The organism is Weissella sp. MSCH1, assembly GCF_045799135.1.
GTDB lineage: Bacteria > Bacillota > Bacilli > Lactobacillales > Lactobacillaceae > Weissella.
In genome coordinates this window covers 20400-40916 of sequence record NZ_JBJMBA010000040.1, presented here as the reverse complement: position 1 = coordinate 40916, position 20517 = coordinate 20400, and the positions used below count along the sequence as shown (strand labels likewise).

Here is a 20517-nt window from a genome sequence, read left to right as displayed (position 1 = left end):
CCTTTGATGTATTTTATTATATACCTAATGATACAATAATGTAAGCGTTTACCGTGAGATATTTATGAGATTAAAGAGTGATTGGTTTTTGTGATTTCATTTGCATTATAGCCTAAAATGTTGTGAAAGTTTGTCATTGCGTGTCCGAATTTCTTTTACTTGCACATGGTTAGCAGAGTGTGTATACTTATTGTTATGCGATGAGTCGAGAAGATCATGTTCTGATCTTTGTAAACGGTCCTCATATAACAGCCGCATTGCTGGAGGATGAGATAGGGAGTTGTGGAACTCGCTTCTCTGCACATGACTAACTTCGGTTTCGACCGTTGGTGTACGTTGACTGGTGGGCAACCACCACATGAGCTAGAGCATGTCAATTCTAGCATTGCCAAGCGGAAAACGTCGGTCTTCGGGCCGGCGTTTTTTGCATCCAATTGTGTCCTGAAAATAGCCAATTTAAGGTCATATGTAGTTTTATGCGCTAAAATATGTATGTAAGTTACATGCGATTGGGGGATATGACCATGGAGAAGCTAATTCAAATTCGTATTGAAGAAGAAATTCGTAATGCAGCCGATGAGGTATTTCGTCGCAATGGTTTAACAACGCAACAAGCGGTAAAAATGTTTTTGACACAGGTGGCTAATAACGGACAATCACCATTTGATAATCTGTTTACACCAAAACAACAGTAGTTTGAAAAAACGCCATTTGTGTGATGCAAATGGCGTTTTATTGTTTCTTCATAACATGTTGCGATATGGTTTGCTATAATGAAAGTATTAAAACCTGGGGGATGAATATGAAAACAGTTACTTTTCGTCGTTTCTCGTTTTGGCAACGATTACTGATCAACACGGTGATGTTGCTTGCTTTGGCGGGATTGTTCCACCAAGGTCTTTACATTAGTAACTTTGTGACAGCTATCTTAGCAGCATTAATCTTAGGTGTGTTAAATGCATTAGTGAAGCCTGTGCTCCAAATATTGGCGCTGCCATTTACTATTTTAACTTTTGGCTTGTTTGGGTTAATCGTGAATGGGGTAGTATTGTGGCTCGCCTCACAGATTATTGGAGATGGGTTCCGCTTTGCTAGTTTTGGCTGGGCAGTCTTCATTGCAGTGGTGATGTCGATTGTTAATTTGATTATCTCAAGTTACTTTAGTCGTAAAGACGACGCTGAAAAATAAGGAAGACAACGGATATGGCAAAGAAGATTACAGTTAAAGATTTGCTGGCCAGCACGCACGTAAACTTGGTGGCTGGTGAGGAGTATCTGGATCGCGAAATTACAACGGCAGATATTTCAAGGCCTGGGTTGGAAATGACCGGGTACTTCAATTACTATGCACCAGAACGCGTGCAATTGATGGGAATTACGGAAACGTCATTTGCCCACCGTATGAACCACGATGAGTTATTGATGGTTGCACGCAAGATGATGCAACCCAATACACCAGCTTTTGTCGTTTCAACCGGACGTCAATTGCCAGAAGAGTTTATGCAAGCTGCAATAGAAGCAAAGATTCCAGTATTGGCAACGGATTTGACATCATCACGAATTTTGTCGAATATGACTTACTTCTTAAGTGGCGGTTTGGCAGAACGCCAATCTGTTCACGGTGTTCTGGTTGATATCTTTGGACTTGGTGTGCTGATTACTGGTGATTCAGGAGTTGGTAAGTCTGAAACCGCGCTAGAATTGGTGCAACGTGGTCACCGTTTAATTGCGGACGATCGTGTTGACGTGTACGCGCAAGATGAGGAACGCCTTGTTGGTGAGCCACCTGCTATTTTGCGTAATTTGATGGAACTGCGTGGTGTGGGAATTATTGATGTCATGAACTTGTTTGGGGCTGGTGCGGTGCGCTCGCACGCAACGATTGCCTTCAACCTGCACTTGGCTAAGTGGACAGATGATCAAAAGGTTGACCGTCTTGGTAACGGCGAAGAGAACATTCGCATCCAAGGTGTCGATTTGCCGCGCTTTGTGTTGCCAGTTCAAACTGGTCGTAACTTGGCTGTTTTGATTGAAACGGCGGCTAAGAATTTCCGTGCTAAGAAGATGGGCTTCGATGCCACAGAAACATTTAATGATAATTTAAATCGTTTAATTGCCGAAAATTCGGAAAATTAAGCGAAATTCTTAAGAAAACCCCGTTGTGACGGGGTTTTTCACTTTAAAGCATTTTCAAATTAATGGTTTATGGTATTATTACTGTGTTAGTTTTGGCGTCAGACCAGCACTAACAACAAGGAGGAACATTGTGAGCAATGAAGTGATTGCAGTGCTTGGCGCCGGTTCATGGGGAACGGCCCTTGCAAATGTTGCTGCCGAGAACGGGCATGACGTGCGCCTATGGACGTACAAGCCTGAACAAGTAGTTGAGATTAATGAGCAACACCGCAACAGCAAGTATCTTGGTGATAACCCACTCGACGAGGGTGTCGTTGCCACTGCAGATATGACTGAGGCTGTGCGTGATGCAACCATCGTGTTGAGCGTCGTGCCAACGAAGGCCACACGTGAGGTATCAAAGCACTTGTCTGAAGTCTTGGCAGAGTTGGATCAACAGATTGTGTTGATTGCCGCAACAAAGGGATTGGAGCCTGGTACTTACAAGCGCGCATCAGAGATGCTTGCTGAAGAGGTACCAGCGACGCAACGTTTGGGACTTGGAATTATTTCTGGTCCATCACACGCTGAAGGGGTTATCAAGCATGACCCAACTTTGGTATCAGCTGTTAGCGAAGATTTGGCCACTGCCGAACGTGTGCAAGCAGCTTTTACTAATAATGTCTTCCGTGTATACACGAACACTGATTTGATTGGAGCCGAGTTTGGGGCGGCTCTCAAGAACGTGATTGCTATTGGTGCAGGGGCCCTTGAGAGCCTGGGATTTGATGCAAACGCCAAGGCAGGATTGTTCACTCGTGGATTGGCTGAAATTAGCCGTTTGGGTCAAGCGTTTGGTGCGAACCCAATTACGTTCATGGGCTTGTCAGGTGTTGGTGATTTGTTTGTTACTGCCACGTCAGTGCACTCACGTAATTATCGTGCGGGTGTGCAATTGGGTGAAGGTAAGAAACTTGATGACATCGTCGAAAATATGGGGATGGTCATCGAAGGTATTTCAACAACCAAGGTTGCGCATGAGCTCGCCTTGAAGAAGCACGTTGAAATGCCAATTACATCTACAATTTATCGCGTCTTGTACGAAGGTCAAGATATCAAGGATGCCATCAATGAATTGATGGGTCGTCCAGTTTCACAAGAAGGGAAGTAAATTCATATGAAGCCAGTACGTAAGGCTATTATCCCAGCAGCAGGTTTGGGAACTCGTTTTTTGCCAGCAACTAAGGCCTTGGCCAAGGAAATGTTGCCAATCGTTGATAAGCCAACGATTCAATTTATCATCGAAGAAGCTTTGGCATCAGGTATCGAAGATATCGTTATCGTTGACGGAAAGTCAAAGCGTTCAATCGAAGATCACTTCGATTCAAACCCTGAGTTGGAAAACAACTTGAAGGAAAAGGGGAAGGATGAATTGTTGAAGTTGGTTGAAGAGACGACTGACATCAACTTGTACTTCATCCGTCAATCACACCCACGTGGTTTGGGAGATGCTGTTTTGACGGCCAAGTCATTTATCGGCGACGAGCCATTCGTGGTTATGTTGGGTGACGACTTGATGGCAGACGAGACGCCATTGACGAAGCAATTGATTGACCGTTACAACACGACGGGAGAGTCAACGTTGGCTGTTATGAAGGTGCCTCACGAGCAAGTTTCTGAATACGGTGTGATTGCACCTGAAAAGGAAGTTGAAGACGGTTTGCACCAAGTTAACTCATTCGTTGAGAAGCCAAAGCCAGAAGATGCACCTTCAGACTTGGCAATCATCGGACGTTACTTGTTGACGCCTGAGATCTTCGAAGAATTGGAGAACACGAAGCCTGGTAAGGGTAACGAAATCCAATTGACGGATGCCATTGATTCATTGAACAAGCGTCAACACGTATACGCCCACGAATTTAAGGGTAAGCGTTTTGATATTGGTTCAAAGATTGGTTTCTTGACGACTAACATCGAATATGGTTTGAACCACCCACAAACAGGTGAAGCCTTGAAGCAATACATCAAGGACTTGGCTGCAACGTTGGACTAAACAAAAATAACGATTAAAACAGGACTTTCTCCTTTTGAGAAGGTCCTGTTTTTTAGGTTAAATCTGTTAATGGGATATACGTGTTTCCATTTGCAAGGATAAACGAACCTTAAAATTTCCCGGTTTTGAGACACTACCGCTGAGAATAGTTCACCAAAATATACACTACGGGACTGAAAATTCCCGCTTAATAGTAAATTGCTCCACTGACGAAAGTATAGTGTTATCATGCTCTTTGTTAATGTTAGGTATGGTTACTTCATAATTTAGTGAAGACTTAACGCAAACGGTATGGTTATACAGAGGAAAGTGGGTAAAAAGAGGAATGGTTGATAAAGAAACCAATCACCAAACAAAAGTACACTTCAAGATGTACAAGGATGGTAAGCAGTGGGTCACCCGTGGCTTGGCACTATTTGCAGTGTCGTTGATGGTCGGCGGCCCCGTTGCAAACACATTAACTAATGTGAAGAACAACGTTGCATTTGCGCAGACAACAGACAGCTCATCGAGCGATTCAGTTGCTTTAACAAACACAAACAACGTTGTTTCGGCTAATCAGAAACTAAACGCTGATTATGATGCTTGGCAGAAGCAAGAAGTTGAACTGCAAAAGGACGCGACATTCAATCAATTTATGTTTATGGATGATGTCGTTCGAAATGCGGTTTTGGATGGTCACAATGCAGCTGGTCGTGGGGATTATGCTGGTGTTGTCTCAGCTGATGCTCAGTTGTTGCACTATGTCTCAATTGTGCAAGAAGCATTACGCTTGCTGAAGTCTGTTGACCCAGCAACGAAGGGATACAATGATTTGTTCGAGGATTTGCACCTTGCAAATCAACACGACCCAAAGGCGGTTGAAGCACACGTCATTGCCCTTGGTGGTGTCGTCAATGATTTGACTAATGCAAATGACTTTGATGATACAAAAGCGCCTGATATGGCAGGTGAAAAGGCACCAGCACAAAGCAAGGATTTAACGGATCTTGAAAACCGCATTCAAAATTACTATCAAAATCACGGTATTTTTGGTATTCCAGCTTCAGTGATTAAGGATGTATACAACGAGATTGTGGCAGAAGAGACGACACCATCAAAGAGTGCTGATGCTGATGAAGTTAAGGTATTGCAAGACCTCTTTACCAAGATGAAGCAGGCAGACTTAGCTTATGTGGATAGTACCGTGCATGCAGTTGTTGCCCAAGCAGTCGATGCTAATAATCAAGCAGCGCATGATGGTGTACCGGCTTCCGTGAAGAGTGCCGATTTTAAGGCGATTAATGATGCGGCTACGAAGATTTTAGTCGGTATGGATACCATTGAAAATGATGCACTTGATGCTCATTACAATAACATCCATATTCAAGTTAACGACTTGCAACAACAAGTGGATGATTTCCAAAAGAAGATTAATGATTACAAGGCTGATCAAATTGATCAAGCTGCCCAAAAAATTGTGGATGCTAAAAATGACGCCGCACGAATTGGTATTCATTCTTCTGATGTTGATGACTTGTTCAACCAGGGCATGGCTGAAGCAGGAAAGCCATCCTCAACTAATGTTCGCGATACGGTTAAGAAATTGAACGATATTGCTGAGCAAATGAAAACAGCAACGAAGCAGTCTTGGGACGATCAAATTGGGGCGTTCATGTCTGACGTGCGATCAGTTTACGCCAAGGCAACACATGATGGTGTGCCAGCTAGTGTGAAGGAACCAGCTTACCAGGCGCTTGTTGCTGAGGCGACTAATCAAACTCACCCTGATAGCCTGGGGCTGGAGTTACAGACGTTAGGTAACTTGTTGCAAAAGATGATTGATGCAATTAACGCGTATAAGCCAATTGATTTACCAGCTGGTTCAACAGCAGCAAATCAAACGGCCGTTGTATCAGATGCTAATAGCTTTTTTGCAAGTAACTTAATGGATCAAGGACGTTCATCGTACGGCTCAATGGCCCAATCTTTGGCGACGTCAGCAGCTAAGGATTCAGCGTTGAGTCAAATTAATGTTGATGCAGGTGCTAATTCGGGTAAGGTATCAGATAGCGACCTAGCAGCCGACGTGGCAAATGCAACTTCAGGTATTGATAGTGCAGCTAACGTTTCAGACGTTAATAGCATTGTTAACTCATATGAGAGTAACTTGGTCAGCCAATCTGTTGCAACATCAAATTCAATTGCAACGTCAATTGCTAATTCAGTTGCGGCTTCAGAGTCTGCGTCAATTTCAGCATCAACATCAGTGTCAATTGCTAATTCGTTGGTTCAATCTCAAATTGCTAGTCAAGCAGAGAGTTCAGCAGCGCAATCAATGATTGCGTCAGGCCGTTCAGCAGATGCATCGCAAGAGGCATCACTAGCATCATCAGCTGCAGCAGAATCGATGATTGAATCTGGACACTCAGCAGATGCATCACAAGAAGCATCACTGGCGTCGTCAGCAGCAGAGAATTCAGCAGCGCAATCAATGATTGATGCGGGTCGTTCGGCGGATGCATCACAAGAAGCATCGCTAGCATCATCAGCTGCAGCAGAATCAATGATTACGTCAGGCCGTTCGGCAGATGCGTCACAAGAGGCATCATTGGCGTCATCAGCAGCTGAGAATTCAGCAACGCAATCGATGATTGCGTCAGGCCGTTCAGCTGATGCTGCACAGGAGTCAACGTTGGCCTCATCGGCCGCAAACTCAGCGGCGCAATCAATGATTACGTCAGGCCGTTCGGCAGATGCATCACAAGAAGCGTCACTAGCATCATCTGCTAGTGCAAAGTCAATGATCGAATCAGGACGCTCAGCGGACGCGTCACAGGAGTCAACGTTGGCATCATCAGCGGTCAACTCAGCGGCGCAATCAATGATTGCGTCAGGTCGTTCAGCAGATGCGTCACAAGAAGCGTCACTGGCATCATCTGCTAGTGCAAAGTCAATGATCGACTCAGGACGCTCAGCGGACGCGTCACAAGAGTCAACGTTGGCATCATCGGCGGCCAACTCAGCGGCGCAATCAATGATTGATGCGGGCCGTTCAGCAGCGATGTCACAAGAAGCGTCATTAGCAGCATCTGCCTCAGCACAATCTTTGATTAACGCAGGACGTGATTCATTGATTGCACAAGAATCACAATTGGCTTCAGAAGCAGCACACGAGAAGAGCGTGGCTGATTTCAATAAGGCAAAGAATGATGCGGAAGCGTCAACTAAGGCTGAAGCTAAGTCAAAGGGTGTTGCGAACGACAAAGACGTTGTGAAGGCTATCGAACAAATCAGCAAGGCAACTGATCAAAAGTCATTGCAAAATGCGGTTGATCAAGCAGCGATTGCGATTGCTAATGCGGTTGATCGTGCTAAGACTGCTAAGAGTGGTCATCGCGATGGTCACACGACTAGTGGTAATAACAACACTAAGGGTGGTGCTACTAAGAACCAAAACCCAGAATAAGGTCAACAAGGCATTGGTAATGGCGGTTCAAAGGGGCAGTCAAATCCAAAACAAGGCCACAACGGTACTAAGGGTGACCAAAACACAAATGGTCACCAGAAGTCTGAACAAGGTCAAGGTGTTGTTGCTGGTGGGTCAAATGGCGGTTCAACAAATGGTGGCGTCAATGGTAACCAAGTGGCTGGTCAAAATAGTAGCTACACAGGCGAATCAAATGTTGCTGGCGTAACGAATGGTCAAATTGCCGGTAACAATGCAGGTGATGTTGTGTTGCCAAGCTTGAATGGGGTGTCAACGACAAACGTTGCAACGCCAACGCAATCAGCAACTGGTAATGCAACGGCTGGCGCAGTGATGCCATTGGCAAATGCGACAACTGGCACGAATGCAACGGGTTCAGCACCTACTAACACGACGACTGGTAACACAACCGCGCAAGTTGCCGGTGCTACGTCAGGTACGACGACAACTAATAACGGTCAGCCTACCAAGACTAAGACGGCAGCCAAGACAGATACTGGTACTGCTACAGTTCAAGGTGCGACTGGTTCCGCAGCTGATCCTGCCACCCGCGCATTGCGTGATTCGCAAATGAAGCACAATGACAATAGTGCATTGTTGACGTCATTGCTATCATTGTTAATCGCGGCTGCGGCTGGATTCTGGTTCTTCCTATGGAAGCGTCGCAAGGATCAAGAAGAAAAGATGGACGCAAATTTTGCTGGCGATGATGATGCATTGTCAGATGAAGTGAAGAACATCAAAGATTCTTGGAAGTAATTAAATAGGTAATTAAGACCGATTAATTGGACTTAATTGTGCTTTAAAACGACATTTTGACTGATATTTCGGTCAGAATGTCGTTTTTTCAATGAAATGATTAGAGTTATGTCATAAAACGTGCAACGACGGCGTTTTTGGCTTACTATTAGTAACGAAGAGTTTTAATCAACTTTCAATTAGGGAGCACGAATTATCGTCTCGAGAGAAAGGGGTGGATGCTTGTGTTGGAGAGAGCACAAGGTCACGGGGAACGTACAACCCGTTTTAAGATGTACAAAGATGGCAAGCGTTGGGTAACACGAGGCTTGACTGTTGCTGGGGTAGCTCTAGTGGTAGGAGCGCCTGTGGCGACGGCAACAATGCAGTTAGCTAGTGTATCAACAACGTATGCTCAAACGGTGACGAGTCGGCAATTGACAGCAACTGAGACTGATCAAATTAGTCGATTACAGTCGGTGATGGACTCATACAGTTTTGTGCGGGCAATTGCATTGGATGGCTTGAATTGGCAAGATGATTTGACGGCAGCGTATAACAACGCAACGCAGATGATTCAAACGATTCAATCGGGTGCTTACACGCATACGAATGGTGTTCAAACTGAAGGCATGACTTTTTCTGATCAACAAGTGACAAACGCAGTTAACCGCGTTGAGGATTACGCGTTGGCCATTGAAGTTGCGGACATTCGCGCGCACCATGCCGGTTGGTATGCTGAAGTGGTAAATGGCCAAAAGTTTGCGGACATTCACTATGATGTTTTGACGAGTTATGCGCCCGGTGCACAAGACGGTTTCGTGTGGATGAAGCCATTGTTGCTAGAAATCATTAATGGTAGTCGTGCCGAAGCCAACGATCAGGCTGATATTGTGACGTCATCAGCGGTTGATGCGGAACCAACAAATGTTGCCGGTTCTGATTACTACGACAATACTGCCGCAAAGTCATCAGCAGTTGATTCAGCATTGTCAGTACAAGAATCATCAGCAGTTGATTCAGCGTTGTTGGTACAAGAGTCATCAGCGGTTGACTCAGCGTTGTCGGTACAAGAGTCATCAGCGGTTGACTCAGCGTTGTCGGTACAAGAGTCATCAGCGGTTGACTCAGCGTTGTCGGTACAAGAGTCATCAGCAGTTGACTCAGCGTTGTCGGTACAAGAGTCATCAGCAGTCGATTCCGCATTGTCAGTGCAGGAGTCATCGGCAGTTGGACCAGCTACTTCGGCTAGTGTTGCTGACAAGGCGTCAGCTATACCTAGTGCTAGTCAAGCTAGTGAAGTTGCGTCATCAGCGATTGAAGGACCGGTATCATCACAGGCAAGCAGTATAGCATCTGTTGCGACTGTTGATCGAACTGTGAATACGTCAAACCAGACTACAACTAGTAACGACACATTATTCAACCACGATAATCAGGTGAGTGATGATGCTGTTGCGGCGCCACGTTTGATAACTTCACAATCGACGGCGCCTGCTCTGAGTGCCAAGGCAGTCACTTTGACTACGATGCCAATGGTTATGGCAAGCGAGGCCGGTAAAGTAACTCGTCGGGTCACGACGACGCCAAGTTCTGATGTGTCAGTTTCATCAAGTACGATGGCTGTCTCAAGTGCTACAACGACAGCATCAGGTAGCGTGACATCAAGTACAACCAATTCATCTGCAGTTAGTGTAGCTTCAAATGCAGTAAGTTCAGTGGCTGTTAGTGCAGCACCAAGCGCTGTTGCCACGCAAAACGTGGCAACTAATAACAGTGCTGCCACGACGTCGGCCACTGCGACAAATGGCGCCGGCAACAAGGCACCAGCAGCTACACCTGCAAAAAACGTAGCGATGGATGATGGCGCAACAGTTCAAGCCGGTGTGAACACGGCTGGTAACGATGCCACAAGTCATTTGAATGACACACAATTCTCGTTGAATGACAATACCCAAGTTTTGGGAACTATTTTGTCAACAATCATCGCGATTGCATCTGGAATTGCCTTTAAGATTGTTCGCAGTCGTAAGGGAGCCCATGCGTCGGCAGATGGTGAATTCGATGAAGAAGATGAGCAATTATTCGATATGGTTGCAAAATTGAAAAACTTCATCAAGTAGTTGCATAATATTTTCTACGAATCATAAATCTCCAGTTTTATCAGCTCTGTTTGGCTGACGAAACTGGAGATTTTTTGTTAATTTGAAATTGCGAAACCAAAGCCGTGTTTTTATTTTTTGTAAGCAGTAGAATTGGAACATAAACGAGGAAATTTGGGATTTTAACTCGTTTACGAAACTGCTGAGAGAGGTTTCAAAACAGGGAAAGGGGTGTTTTCTTATGACTAAGAAGACGCAATTAACATTAAAAAATTACGAACATAAAAACAATCGACAATGGGTAGCGAGTGGCTTAACAGCGCTTGGTGTCACCGTCTTGGCCATTTCACCATTGGTAACAACGACCGCCAGTGTCTTGCAACCAACGACGGTGTTTGCGACTGATAATGCACGCAACTTAACGGTAACGGAGCAGTTGCAAATTGCCCGATTACAGGCTGCTATTACAACCTATCAAACAGTTGCAAACATTCAGCTACGCAATGAAGCCGGTTGGCCAGCACAATTGACGCAAGCGATTGTGGATGCCCAAAGTATGATTCAAACAATTCAAACTGCCAGCTATCTAACAGGTAATCGTGATCGTGGTGGTCAACCTTTTGGTGATGATCAGGTCACAAATGCGACAAATCGTATTATGAGTTATGCACTCGCCATTCAAGTTGCCCAAATTCGTCAAGATAATCCAACGTGGTATGCCAAGATGATATCAGGCGCACTTGCTAGCAATATTACGTATGATCCGCTAACGTCAATTGCATTTGGCGCACAGGATGGTTTCCCTTGGATGCAGGGGATGCTCCAACAGATTTTGGCAGTGTATGCGGATAATATGGCGAATGACGTAGTTAGCTCAGACGCGCCCGTTACTTCATCGGCAGCTGATGCATCAGACGCCACGTCGTCAAGTGCCGTTGATGAGTCAGATGCAACTGTTAGCGCAACACCAGACGTGTCAGTTTCAAGTGAAGTTTCAGACAGTCCCGTGTCATCGAGTGCTGCTGATACGTCATCTAGCGTAGTAGCGCCATCAGCTAGTGTAGCGCCAGAATTGTCATCATCTGACAGCGCAATTGATTCGGCTTCAAGTTCGGCCTCAGATAGTAGTGTATCGTCGAGTGCGGTAGATACATCAGTTAGCGCAGTAACGCCATCGTCGAGTGCTGATATCTCGTCGAATGTGACGTCAGATACGTCTGTTTCATCGAGTGTGACTGACGCAGCAGCAAGTACAACAACGTCTTCGATCAGTGTGACTACTGAGACGTCAACAAAGGCCAGCTCAGGTGCATCTGCATCAAACAAGACAGCTAGCGCAGACTCATCAAGTGCAGTTGATACATCTGTAACGAAGGTTAGTGATGTAACTGTTGCACGCCCATCAACAGTTAGTTCTGCATCAGTGGCGGCGTCATCAGCTAGTGTGACTGGCACAACGTCAGCCGTGGCTAGTGCGACAGCAGATGGTGCAGACTCGCTAGTTGCCAATTCAACAACCGTAACTGACCAGGTGACGACATTACAACCAAATCAAGTGTTAGCTGCGACGACGTTACGCAATACGACTAATCTAGCAAATGGGTTAACGACGGTTGCCGGGGGTGCAACGAATGTCCCTTCAGCGCCACAAGCAAGTCAAGTAACACGTTTCCTAGCAGGGGCGCCATCAGCGGCGACAGCAAATAACGTGGCCCAAGCCCAAGCAGCGTACATGGCATCAGCAACATCAAATGTGGCTGCGACAGCGGCTAACGGTAGCACCGCCAACGGACTTGATACAGGGGCGACAGTACAAGCTGGTACGGTGAATGCCACCGATGAGGCAACAACGCATTTGCGAGATACACAGTTTGATACGTCTGCAAATCAGTTGCCAGTAGTAGCGTCAGTCCTTTCAACGTTGTTGGCAGGTTTGGGCGGTTTGTTCTTCATGCTGTGGCGACGTCGCAAGGAGGCCTCGGTTGAGGAATCAGAACGCCTGGCAGCTGAAGATGATCAGCTCTTTGCGGAAATTGACAAGATGAAAGATAACTGGCAGTAATAGTAAGTGATAAAGCATGACGCATAATAATGGGTTGTGCTTTATTTTTGTAAGTGGCCCCTTTTCATTTGACATCAGAACCGGTAGAATAGGTCTTGTAATCTTAAAGATTTATGAGAATCCGAACATAGCGATTCTAAACGAAGGGGGAAGTTAAAATGGCACAACATTATGACACAATAATTCTCGGGGCCGGCCCTGGTGGGATGACCGCAGCAACATACGCATCGCGGGCGAATATGTCAGTTTTGATGATTGATCGCGGCATTTACGGTGGACAGATGAATAACACCGCTGAAGTTGAAAACTATCCAGGGTTCGAGTCTATTCTTGGACCCGAGTTGGCAGAAAAAATGTACGCATCGTCAACAAAATTTGGTGCTGAGTACGCCTTCGGATCGGTCTTGCATGTTGAGGCGCAAAATGATGGGACTTGGCATGTTGTAACGGACATGGACGACTATACGGCCAACACAGTGATTGTTGCGACTGGAGCAGCCAACGTTAAGCTAGCAGTACCTGGCGAAGATCAGTACACTGGTCGTGGGGTGTCATACTGTGCCGTCTGTGATGGGGCCTTCTTCCGTGGACAACACGTAATCGTTGTCGGTGGTGGTGATTCTGCTGTTGAAGAAGCAACGTACTTGGCAGGCTTGGCTGACAAGGTAACCATTGTTCACCGTCGTGACAAGTTGCGTGCCCAAAAGATTTTGCAAGACCGCGCTTTTGCAAATGAGAAAATCGACTTCATTTGGAACACGGAAGTTGAAGAAATCCTTGGCGATGACAAGAAGGTCACTGGTGTCCGTGTGCGGAATAACCAAACTGATGAAGTTTCTGAAATTGCGGCAGCCGGAGTATTCATTTATGTCGGATTGACGCCTGTTTCAGAACCTGTTCAAGCGTTGGGCATTACAGATGCTAATGGCTGGATTAACACGAATGATCGCATGGAAACGTCAGCGCCTGGTATCTTTGCCATCGGTGACGTTCGTGACAAGGAATTGCGTCAAATTACCACTGCAGTTGGGGATGCCGCAATTGCCGGACAGAACGCCTTTTCTTACAATGAAAACTTTAAGATGGCAGCATCTGAAGTAACTGAATAACAATTAAGGAACTTGTTTCTGCAAGTTCCTTTTTATTTACCTAATTCGTTACCAAAATTCAGTAACATAGCGTAAAATGAATAAGAGCATTTTTGCTGATACGAAAGAAAGGGGTCCACATATGACGCAAGGAACTAAGATTATTGCCTCAGCTCACTACGTTCCAAGTGATATCATTACGAACGATGACTTGGCGGCAATCATGGATACGAACGACGCGTGGATTCAAGCACACACTGGTATTAAGGAGCGACGTATTTCATTGCAAGGTGAGAATACGTCTGATTTGGCCACACAAGCAGCTCGCATGGCGCTTGCACAAACTGACCTTAAGCCAGAAGATATTGAACTAATCATTGTGACGACGTTTACGCCGGACGGATTAGCACCTTCAACGGCTGCGCTCGTACAGCGTAACCTGAAAGCTGAAGGGGCGTGGGCATACGATATTTCTACTGCGTGCTCAGGATTTGTCTTTGGTATGAGTACTGCAGACAAGTTTATCCGTTCAGGTGTTTACAAGAACGCATTGGTTATTTCAGCAGAAGTTAATTCGAAGATGATGGACTTTACAGATCGTACATCAACTGTCTTCTTCGGTGATGGTGCCGCTGCAATGGTGCTGGTTGCTGATGAAGAAGGTGGTATTGTGAAGGGTGAGGAAATGCACACCATTGGGGATGCAGAAGTTGTTCACTCTGGTCGTATCCAACCGTTGACTGAAATTTCTGCCGAAAACTACCCAAAGACGGATGCCTTCCACCAAGAAGGTCGTCAAGTCTTTGAAGAAGTTGTGCGCTTGATTCCAGATCACATTGTAAAGTTCTTGGGTGATCGTGATTTGACGCCAAATGACGTTGATTACTTTATTACACACCAAGCCAACTTGCGCATTATTGAGGCGATTGCTGAGGCGATTGACCAACCAATGGACAAGTTTGCCACGAATATTACAAAGTATGGAAACACGTCATCAGCCGGAATTGGTATTGGTTTGGATGAGCTGAACAAGAAAACTGATTTGACGGGTAAGCGAGTTCTGTTAACGGGATTCGGTGCCGGATTTACATACGGAAGTCTGTTGCTTGAATTCTAAAGTCTTATGAAAAGTAATGAACGTGTGCGTTTTTGAAACAAACACGTTCTTTTTTTATTCTTTAAAAATGCACCGGTTTTCATGAAAGTTTGTTAAAATAGTAACAGTTAATTATTACAGGAGGGGTCAGTTATGGACTATGAAGAAATGCTTGAGCAATTACGATCTGGCGAATTAGAAGAGTTCGTTTTGGAAGCAAAGGACTTCAAGGCGTTTTACGAAGTTTGGCGTAATTACCCTTATCAGAACGCGATTCGTGGCGTTGCCGCACGTGGCGGGGTTGTCACATATACGGCGAAGAATAAGGCCGAGTAGAATCATCGTCGCTTCCACTTATTCACAAAAAGTTCACAAAAGCCTAATGAAAAGGTAATGTAAGCGCTTGCGCAAATGCTTCATACCTGCTAGAATTAACGACATAGAGTTGGTTAGAAAGATTTCGAAAGCGTATCTCATTTAGCCAAGTCAAAAATTATACAAAGATAGATATTTTTTAATCTAGAGGAGATTATCACCATGGAATCACGCGAATTTCACATTGTAGCCGAAACTGGTATCCACGCACGTCCAGCAACTTTGTTGGTACAAGCAGCTTCAAAGTTCTCATCAAACGTAACGTTGTCATACCAAGGTAAGGACGTTAACTTGAAGTCAATCATGGGCGTTATGTCATTGGGTGTTGGTCAAAACGCCGATGTTAAGATTTCAGCAGAAGGTGATGACGAAGCTGAAGCATTGGCTGCGATTGCAGAGACGATGTCAGCAGAAGGTTTGACTGACTAATTTTTAGTTAAAAATTTATTTGAACATTTACTTTGAGGGATAAGACGGCGATGGCAAAAGAAATTAAGGGTATTGCAGCATCAAACGGTGTTGCAATCGCAAAAGCATATAAGCTCGTTGATCCTGATTTGTCTTTTGATACTCGTACAGTAGACGATGTTCAAGCTGAGAAGGACCGCGTAGCAGCGGCCTTTTTAGCATCTAAGACAGATTTGGAACAAATTCGAGACAAGGCAGCAACTTCAATGGGGGCTGAAGAAGCTGAAGTGTTTACAGCACACATTATGGTGCTTGAAGACCCTGAGCTTTTGGGGGGCATTTCTGCTAAAATCGACAGCGACTCAGTTAACGCTGAAGCTGCGTTGAAGGAAACGACAGACATGTATATTGGTATGTTTGAGGCAATGGCCGATGACAATCCATACATGGCTGAACGTGCCGCCGACATTCGAGACGTGACAAAGCGTGTGCTAAGTCACTTGTTGGGTAAGGAATTGCCAAACCCAGCCTTGATAAAGGAAGAAGTTGTGATTGTTGCGAAGGACATGACGCCTTCAGATACAGCCCAGCTTGACCGTCAATACGTTAAGGGATTCATCACTAACGTTGGTGGTCGTACAGCGCACGCCGCTATCATGGCGCGTACGTTGGAAATTCCAGCAATTGTTGGATCACAAGTTGCGACGGACGAAATTCAAGAAGGTGACATGGTCATCTTGGATGGACTTGACGGCGTTGCAATCGTTGACCCTTCAGACGAACAAGTTACAGAATACAGTGCCAAGGGTGAAAAATACGCTGCGCAAAAGGCAGAATGGGCAACGTTGAAGAACGAAAAGTCTATTTCAGCTGATGGTAAGGAGTTCTTGGTGGGTGCCAATATTGGTACGCCAAAGGACTTGACTGGTGTTGTGGACAACGGTTCAGAAGGAATTGGTTTGTACCGTACCGAATTCTTGTACATGGATTCAAAGGAATTGCCAACTGAAGATGAGCAATTCGAAGCCTACAAGAAGGTCCTTGAGGGCATGGACGGTAAGCCTGTCACGGTCCGTACGATGGACATTGGGGGTGATAAGTACTTGCCTTACTTGCCACTACCTGAAGAGGAAAACCCATTCTTAGGTTACCGTGCCATCCGTATTTCATTGGACCGTGATGACATTTTCCGTACTCAGTTGCGTGCCTTGTTACGTGCTTCTGTTTACGGTGACTTGTGGATTATGTTCCCAATGGTGGCAACGTTGCCAGAATACCGTGCGGCTCGTGATATCTTCAATGAAGAGAAGGCGAAGTTGCAGGAAGCTGGTGTACCAGTAGCCGATGATATCAAGTTGGGAATTATGATTGAAGTGCCAGCTGCAGCTGTTTTGGCTGATAAGTTTGCCCAAGAAGTTGATTTCTTCTCAATTGGAACCAACGACTTGATCGGTTACTCAATGGCCGCAGACCGTGGTAACGACAAGATTTCATACTTGTACCAACCTTACAACCCATCAATTTTGCGTTTGATTAAGAACGTGATTGACTCAGCGCACAAGTACGGCAAGTTTGCTGCAATGTGCGGTGAGATGGCGGGTGATCCAATTGCCGTACCAGTGCTAGTTGGTATGGGCTTGGATGAATTCTCAATGTCAGCAACGTCTGTTTTGCAAACCCGTTCTTTGATGAAGCGTTTGGATACGACGAAGATGGCAGAATTGGCTGATAAGGCATTGGATGCTGAGACGAACGACGAAGTTATCGCGTTGGTTCAAGCTGCTGTACCAGCTGAATAAGAAGTAACGAGAAACCAGCTTTGTGGCGAGACTACCGATGTAGCGTCATGGAGCTGGTTTTGTGTTGTAGCTGATATGAAGTGCTGTTTGCTATAATGAAAGCATATATGAAGGGCGGTGAAGCTGATGAGTCGACAACCAATCGTCGTTGCAAATTGGAAAATGAATAAGCTACCAAGCGAAGCTGAGGGTTATATTCGGGAGGTGGCGCCAAAGCTAGCTCAGTATCCAAATGTTGATACTGTATTGGCTGGGCAAGATGTGTTGTTGAATGCCATGGTATCAGCTGCCGAGGGGACGTCAGTGTGCATCGGAGCTGAAAATGTTTATTGGGAAGACCGTGGGGCGTACACAGGGGAAACAAGTCCGGCAGCATTAGCGGATTTAGGCATCCAAGTGGTTATTATTGGTCATTCGGAACGGCGCAACTATTTCCGTGAAACCGATGAGATGGTAAATCTGAAGACGCTTGCGTCATTGCGCAATGGGTTAATGCCAATTATTGCCATCGATGAGGCAGTCCAACTGGAATCTGAAAATGATCACGCACATTGGATTGTGAACCAAGTCATCGAGTCCCTAAAGGGTGTGACAGAACCGGATTTGGACCGGGTTATGCTGGCTTATGAGCCAACGGCAGCGATTGGATCCGGTCAGGCGATGAGCCCAGCCATTGCCCAGAAGAGTTTGCGGATTATTCGCCAGACAGTGGCTGATATGTTTGGTCAACCAGCCGCTGATCAAATGCGTATTTTGTACGGGGGTTCCGTTAAACCAACTAATGCCTATGAATTATTAGCGCAACCGGACATTGACGGTGTCTTGGTGGGTGATGCGGCACTTGATGCCATGACGTTCATTGAGCTGGTTAGTCTAGCTGATCAAGCGAAGCGATCTTTGCAAAAAGAGGCGTGAAATATTCAGATTCCGTTACGTTTTGATTCACGAGTTAGCCGTACCTAAGCGATAAACTGATGTGTATAGATGAAATAACACACAATGAATCAGAAGCTTAGGGGGACATGAGTGATGTTTGAATTTATGACGAAGATTTTGTCAGATGGTAATTTTGTGAAAATCTATCTAACGTCAGGTGAGTCATTTATTTTGAATGAACTTGATGGCGAAGCAGAGGGTGTTATCTTTGGATCACGCGATGCTTCAGGGCGTAAGGTACGTTATGCGGTGACGGTTGCCGAAATTGCGGCAGTTCGCGAACACTGGTAAAAAGAAAAAAGACACCGCAACTGCGGTGTCTTTTATTATTTAAGTGTATTTTGTTCAGGTTCAACCATCGTGACCGTGTCATCACTTGAGCTAACCGGGTGGATACCAGCAGCAATTAACTTGTCGTTAAAATTATGTTGGTTGTCACTCGTGTTTGTCACGTGCGTATCAGCACTTTGATAGGTGGTATGTTCAGTTGTTGGTGCTAGACGCTCCATGGCATACGAGGCCCCAAATAGATACAGTGGCACCGCAATTAATAATCCCATTAACCCCAAAATAGAAAATTTGATCTTTTTCATTTTAAACGCAGCCTCCTCCTCGTTGGTATGCGTACTTACGTTTTTAACTATGCATATAAAGTAACACGAGATTTCATGACATAGTGGACAGTAATGTAACAAATGCAACACGGAATAATTGCTACTGTTTATCAGTAAGTGTTTCGTATACGGTTCGCACAATAATCGTAATAAAGGGCAATGAATTGCTACACAACGTGTGAATTATGTTACAATAAATGGCAAGGGATATTCCCAGATAACTATACTTTTAAAACAAGTAAGGAGAAGACAACATGTCTGCAATTACTGATATTTACGCACGCGAAGTCTTGGACTCACGTGGTAACCCAACTGTTGAAGTTGAAGTTTACACTGAATTGGGTGGTTTCGGTCGCGGAATCGTTCCTTCAGGAGCTTCAACTGGTGTTAACGAAGCCGTTGAATTGCGTGACGGTGACAAGGGTCGTTTCTTGGGTAAGGGAACGTTGAAGGCCGTTGAAAACGTTAACAAGGTTATCAAGGACAAGTTGGTTGGTATGGATGTTACTGACCAAGTTTTGTTGGACCGTACGATGATCGAATTGGACGGAACTCCAAACAAGGGTAAGTTGGGTGCCAACGCTATCCTTGGTGTTTCAATTGCTGCTGCTCGTGCAGCTGCTGACGAATTGGGAACGCCTTTGTACAACTACCTTGGTGGTTTCAACTCAAAGGTTTTGCCAACGCCAATGATGAACGTTGTTAACGGTGGAGCCCACGCGGACAACTCTGTTGACTTCCAAGAGTTCATGATCATGCCAGTTGGTGCAAAGACTGTTGCTGAAGCTATCCGTATGGGTTCAGAAACTTTCCACGCATTGCAAGCATTGTTGAAGGAATCAGGTCACTCAACTGCTGTTGGTGACGAAGGTGGATTCGCTCCTAACTTCGCCTCAAACGCAGAGCCATTTGAGTTCTTGTTGAACGCTATCGAGCGTGCTGGTTACAAGCCTGGTAAGGACATCGCCATTGCCTTTGACGTTGCCTCATCAGAATTCTACGACCACGAGAAGAAGATCTACACGTTGGCAGGTGAGCCTGATAAGAAGGAATACACGACTGACGAGTTCATCGACTACTTGGAGAACTTGGTAAACAAGTACCCTGTTGTATCAATCGAAGATCCTCTAGCAGAAGCTGAGAACTTGGATGATGAAGAGCAATGGGATAACTGGGTAAAGTTGACTGACCGTTTGGGCAAGAAGGTTCAATTGGTTGGTGACGACTTCTTCGTTACGAACACGAAGTTCTTGGCTAAGGGTATCGAAAAGGGTGCCGGTAACGCCATCTTGATCAAGGTTAACCAAATCGGTACTTTGACTGAGACTATGGAAGCTATCGAAATGGCTAAGGAAGCTGGTTACACGGCTATCGTTTCACACCGTTCAGGTGAAACTGAAGACACGACGATTGCTGACTTGGTTGTTGCTACGAACGCAGGTCAAATCAAGACTGGTTCAATGTCACGTACTGACCGTATTGCTAAGTACAACCAATTGATGCGTATCGAAGACTTGTTGACTGACAAGGTTGCTGAATACAAGGGTATCAACAGCTTCTACAACATCGACAAGACTGCTCGCGAAGCTATCGTTAACTACGAGCGCTAATCACGAGTTCGATCGATTAGATTGATTTAATTAAAGACGACACCAACTCAAA

18 protein-coding genes are annotated in these 20517 nt (G+C 45.4%); 17 read left to right on the top strand and 1 reads right to left on the bottom strand.

The genetic code is table 11. The features are described 5' to 3' along the window. Nucleotides 1-524: 524 nt before the first annotated feature. From ACJ28U_RS05840 to ACJ28U_RS05765, 16 genes are all read left to right on the top strand, one after another. Entirely contained in the window at nucleotides 525-695 is a 171-nt protein-coding gene (locus ACJ28U_RS05840; RefSeq protein WP_010370047.1) for a type II toxin-antitoxin system RelB/DinJ family antitoxin, read from the top strand. A gap of 107 nt (nucleotides 696-802) precedes the next feature. Next, nucleotides 803-1189, top strand: coding sequence for a phage holin family protein (locus tag ACJ28U_RS05835; RefSeq protein WP_010370044.1), 387 nt, complete (start codon nucleotides 803-805; stop codon nucleotides 1187-1189). A gap of 14 nt (nucleotides 1190-1203) precedes the next feature. Beyond that, the gene (gene hprK / locus ACJ28U_RS05830; protein ID WP_407618661.1) at nucleotides 1204-2136 is read left to right on the top strand and encodes an HPr(Ser) kinase/phosphatase; all 933 of its coding nucleotides are present in this window, start codon (nucleotides 1204-1206) and stop codon (nucleotides 2134-2136) included. A 130-nt stretch (nucleotides 2137-2266) separates the two neighbouring features. Further along, nucleotides 2267-3286, top strand: a complete 1020-nt coding sequence (locus ACJ28U_RS05825; RefSeq protein ID WP_407618660.1) for an NAD(P)H-dependent glycerol-3-phosphate dehydrogenase — start codon at nucleotides 2267-2269, stop codon at nucleotides 3284-3286. 6 nt (nucleotides 3287-3292) lie between these two features. Next, nucleotides 3293-4168, top strand: coding sequence for a UTP--glucose-1-phosphate uridylyltransferase GalU (gene galU / locus ACJ28U_RS05820; RefSeq protein WP_003608080.1), 876 nt, complete (start codon nucleotides 3293-3295; stop codon nucleotides 4166-4168). A gap of 325 nt (nucleotides 4169-4493) precedes the next feature. Then, nucleotides 4494-7616: a KxYKxGKxW signal peptide domain-containing protein gene (locus ACJ28U_RS05815; protein WP_407618659.1), complete on the top strand. Its 3123-nt coding sequence runs from the start codon at nucleotides 4494-4496 to the stop codon at nucleotides 7614-7616. Nucleotides 7617-7793: 177 nt separating this feature from the next. Beyond that, entirely contained in the window at nucleotides 7794-8396 is a 603-nt protein-coding gene (locus ACJ28U_RS05810) for a hypothetical protein (RefSeq protein WP_407618658.1), read from the top strand. A gap of 218 nt (nucleotides 8397-8614) precedes the next feature. Then, on the top strand, nucleotides 8615-10498 hold the full coding sequence (locus tag ACJ28U_RS05805; protein WP_407618657.1) for a KxYKxGKxW signal peptide domain-containing protein: 1884 nt from the start codon (nucleotides 8615-8617) through the stop codon (nucleotides 10496-10498). 220 nt (nucleotides 10499-10718) lie between these two features. Further along, a complete protein-coding gene (locus ACJ28U_RS05800; protein WP_407618656.1) occupies nucleotides 10719-12539 on the top strand; it encodes a hypothetical protein in 1821 nt (606 codons plus the stop codon). A gap of 158 nt (nucleotides 12540-12697) precedes the next feature. Beyond that, nucleotides 12698-13648, top strand: a complete 951-nt coding sequence (trxB, locus tag ACJ28U_RS05795; RefSeq protein ID WP_407618655.1) for a thioredoxin-disulfide reductase — start codon at nucleotides 12698-12700, stop codon at nucleotides 13646-13648. Between the two features lie 121 nt (nucleotides 13649-13769). Continuing rightward, a complete protein-coding gene (locus tag ACJ28U_RS05790; RefSeq protein WP_099088203.1) occupies nucleotides 13770-14744 on the top strand; it encodes a beta-ketoacyl-ACP synthase III in 975 nt (324 codons plus the stop codon). Between the two features lie 132 nt (nucleotides 14745-14876). After that, nucleotides 14877-15059, top strand: coding sequence for a hypothetical protein (locus ACJ28U_RS05785; protein WP_060655462.1), 183 nt, complete (start codon nucleotides 14877-14879; stop codon nucleotides 15057-15059). Between the two features lie 201 nt (nucleotides 15060-15260). Continuing rightward, nucleotides 15261-15527, top strand: coding sequence for a phosphocarrier protein HPr (locus ACJ28U_RS05780; RefSeq protein ID WP_010370017.1), 267 nt, complete (start codon nucleotides 15261-15263; stop codon nucleotides 15525-15527). A gap of 50 nt (nucleotides 15528-15577) precedes the next feature. Then, on the top strand, nucleotides 15578-17305 hold the full coding sequence (gene ptsP, locus ACJ28U_RS05775) for a phosphoenolpyruvate--protein phosphotransferase (RefSeq protein WP_010370014.1): 1728 nt from the start codon (nucleotides 15578-15580) through the stop codon (nucleotides 17303-17305). Nucleotides 17306-17431: 126 nt separating this feature from the next. Next, complete coding sequence (gene tpiA, locus ACJ28U_RS05770) at nucleotides 17432-18220, top strand: triose-phosphate isomerase (RefSeq protein WP_172437045.1); 789 nt, start codon at nucleotides 17432-17434, stop codon at nucleotides 18218-18220. Between the two features lie 114 nt (nucleotides 18221-18334). Then, complete coding sequence (locus tag ACJ28U_RS05765) at nucleotides 18335-18532, top strand: hypothetical protein (RefSeq protein WP_010370006.1); 198 nt, start codon at nucleotides 18335-18337, stop codon at nucleotides 18530-18532. A gap of 35 nt (nucleotides 18533-18567) precedes the next feature. Here the strand turns inward: ACJ28U_RS05765 and ACJ28U_RS05760 are convergent, their stop codons facing one another. Then, on the bottom strand, nucleotides 18568-18834 hold the full coding sequence (locus ACJ28U_RS05760; RefSeq protein WP_099088201.1) for a hypothetical protein: 267 nt from the start codon (nucleotides 18832-18834) through the stop codon (nucleotides 18568-18570). 275 nt (nucleotides 18835-19109) lie between these two features. On the opposite strand from ACJ28U_RS05760, the gene eno reads away from it, so the two are divergent. Further along, a complete protein-coding gene (gene eno, locus ACJ28U_RS05755) occupies nucleotides 19110-20465 on the top strand; it encodes a phosphopyruvate hydratase (RefSeq protein ID WP_043710636.1) in 1356 nt (451 codons plus the stop codon). Nucleotides 20466-20517 lie beyond the last annotated feature (52 nt).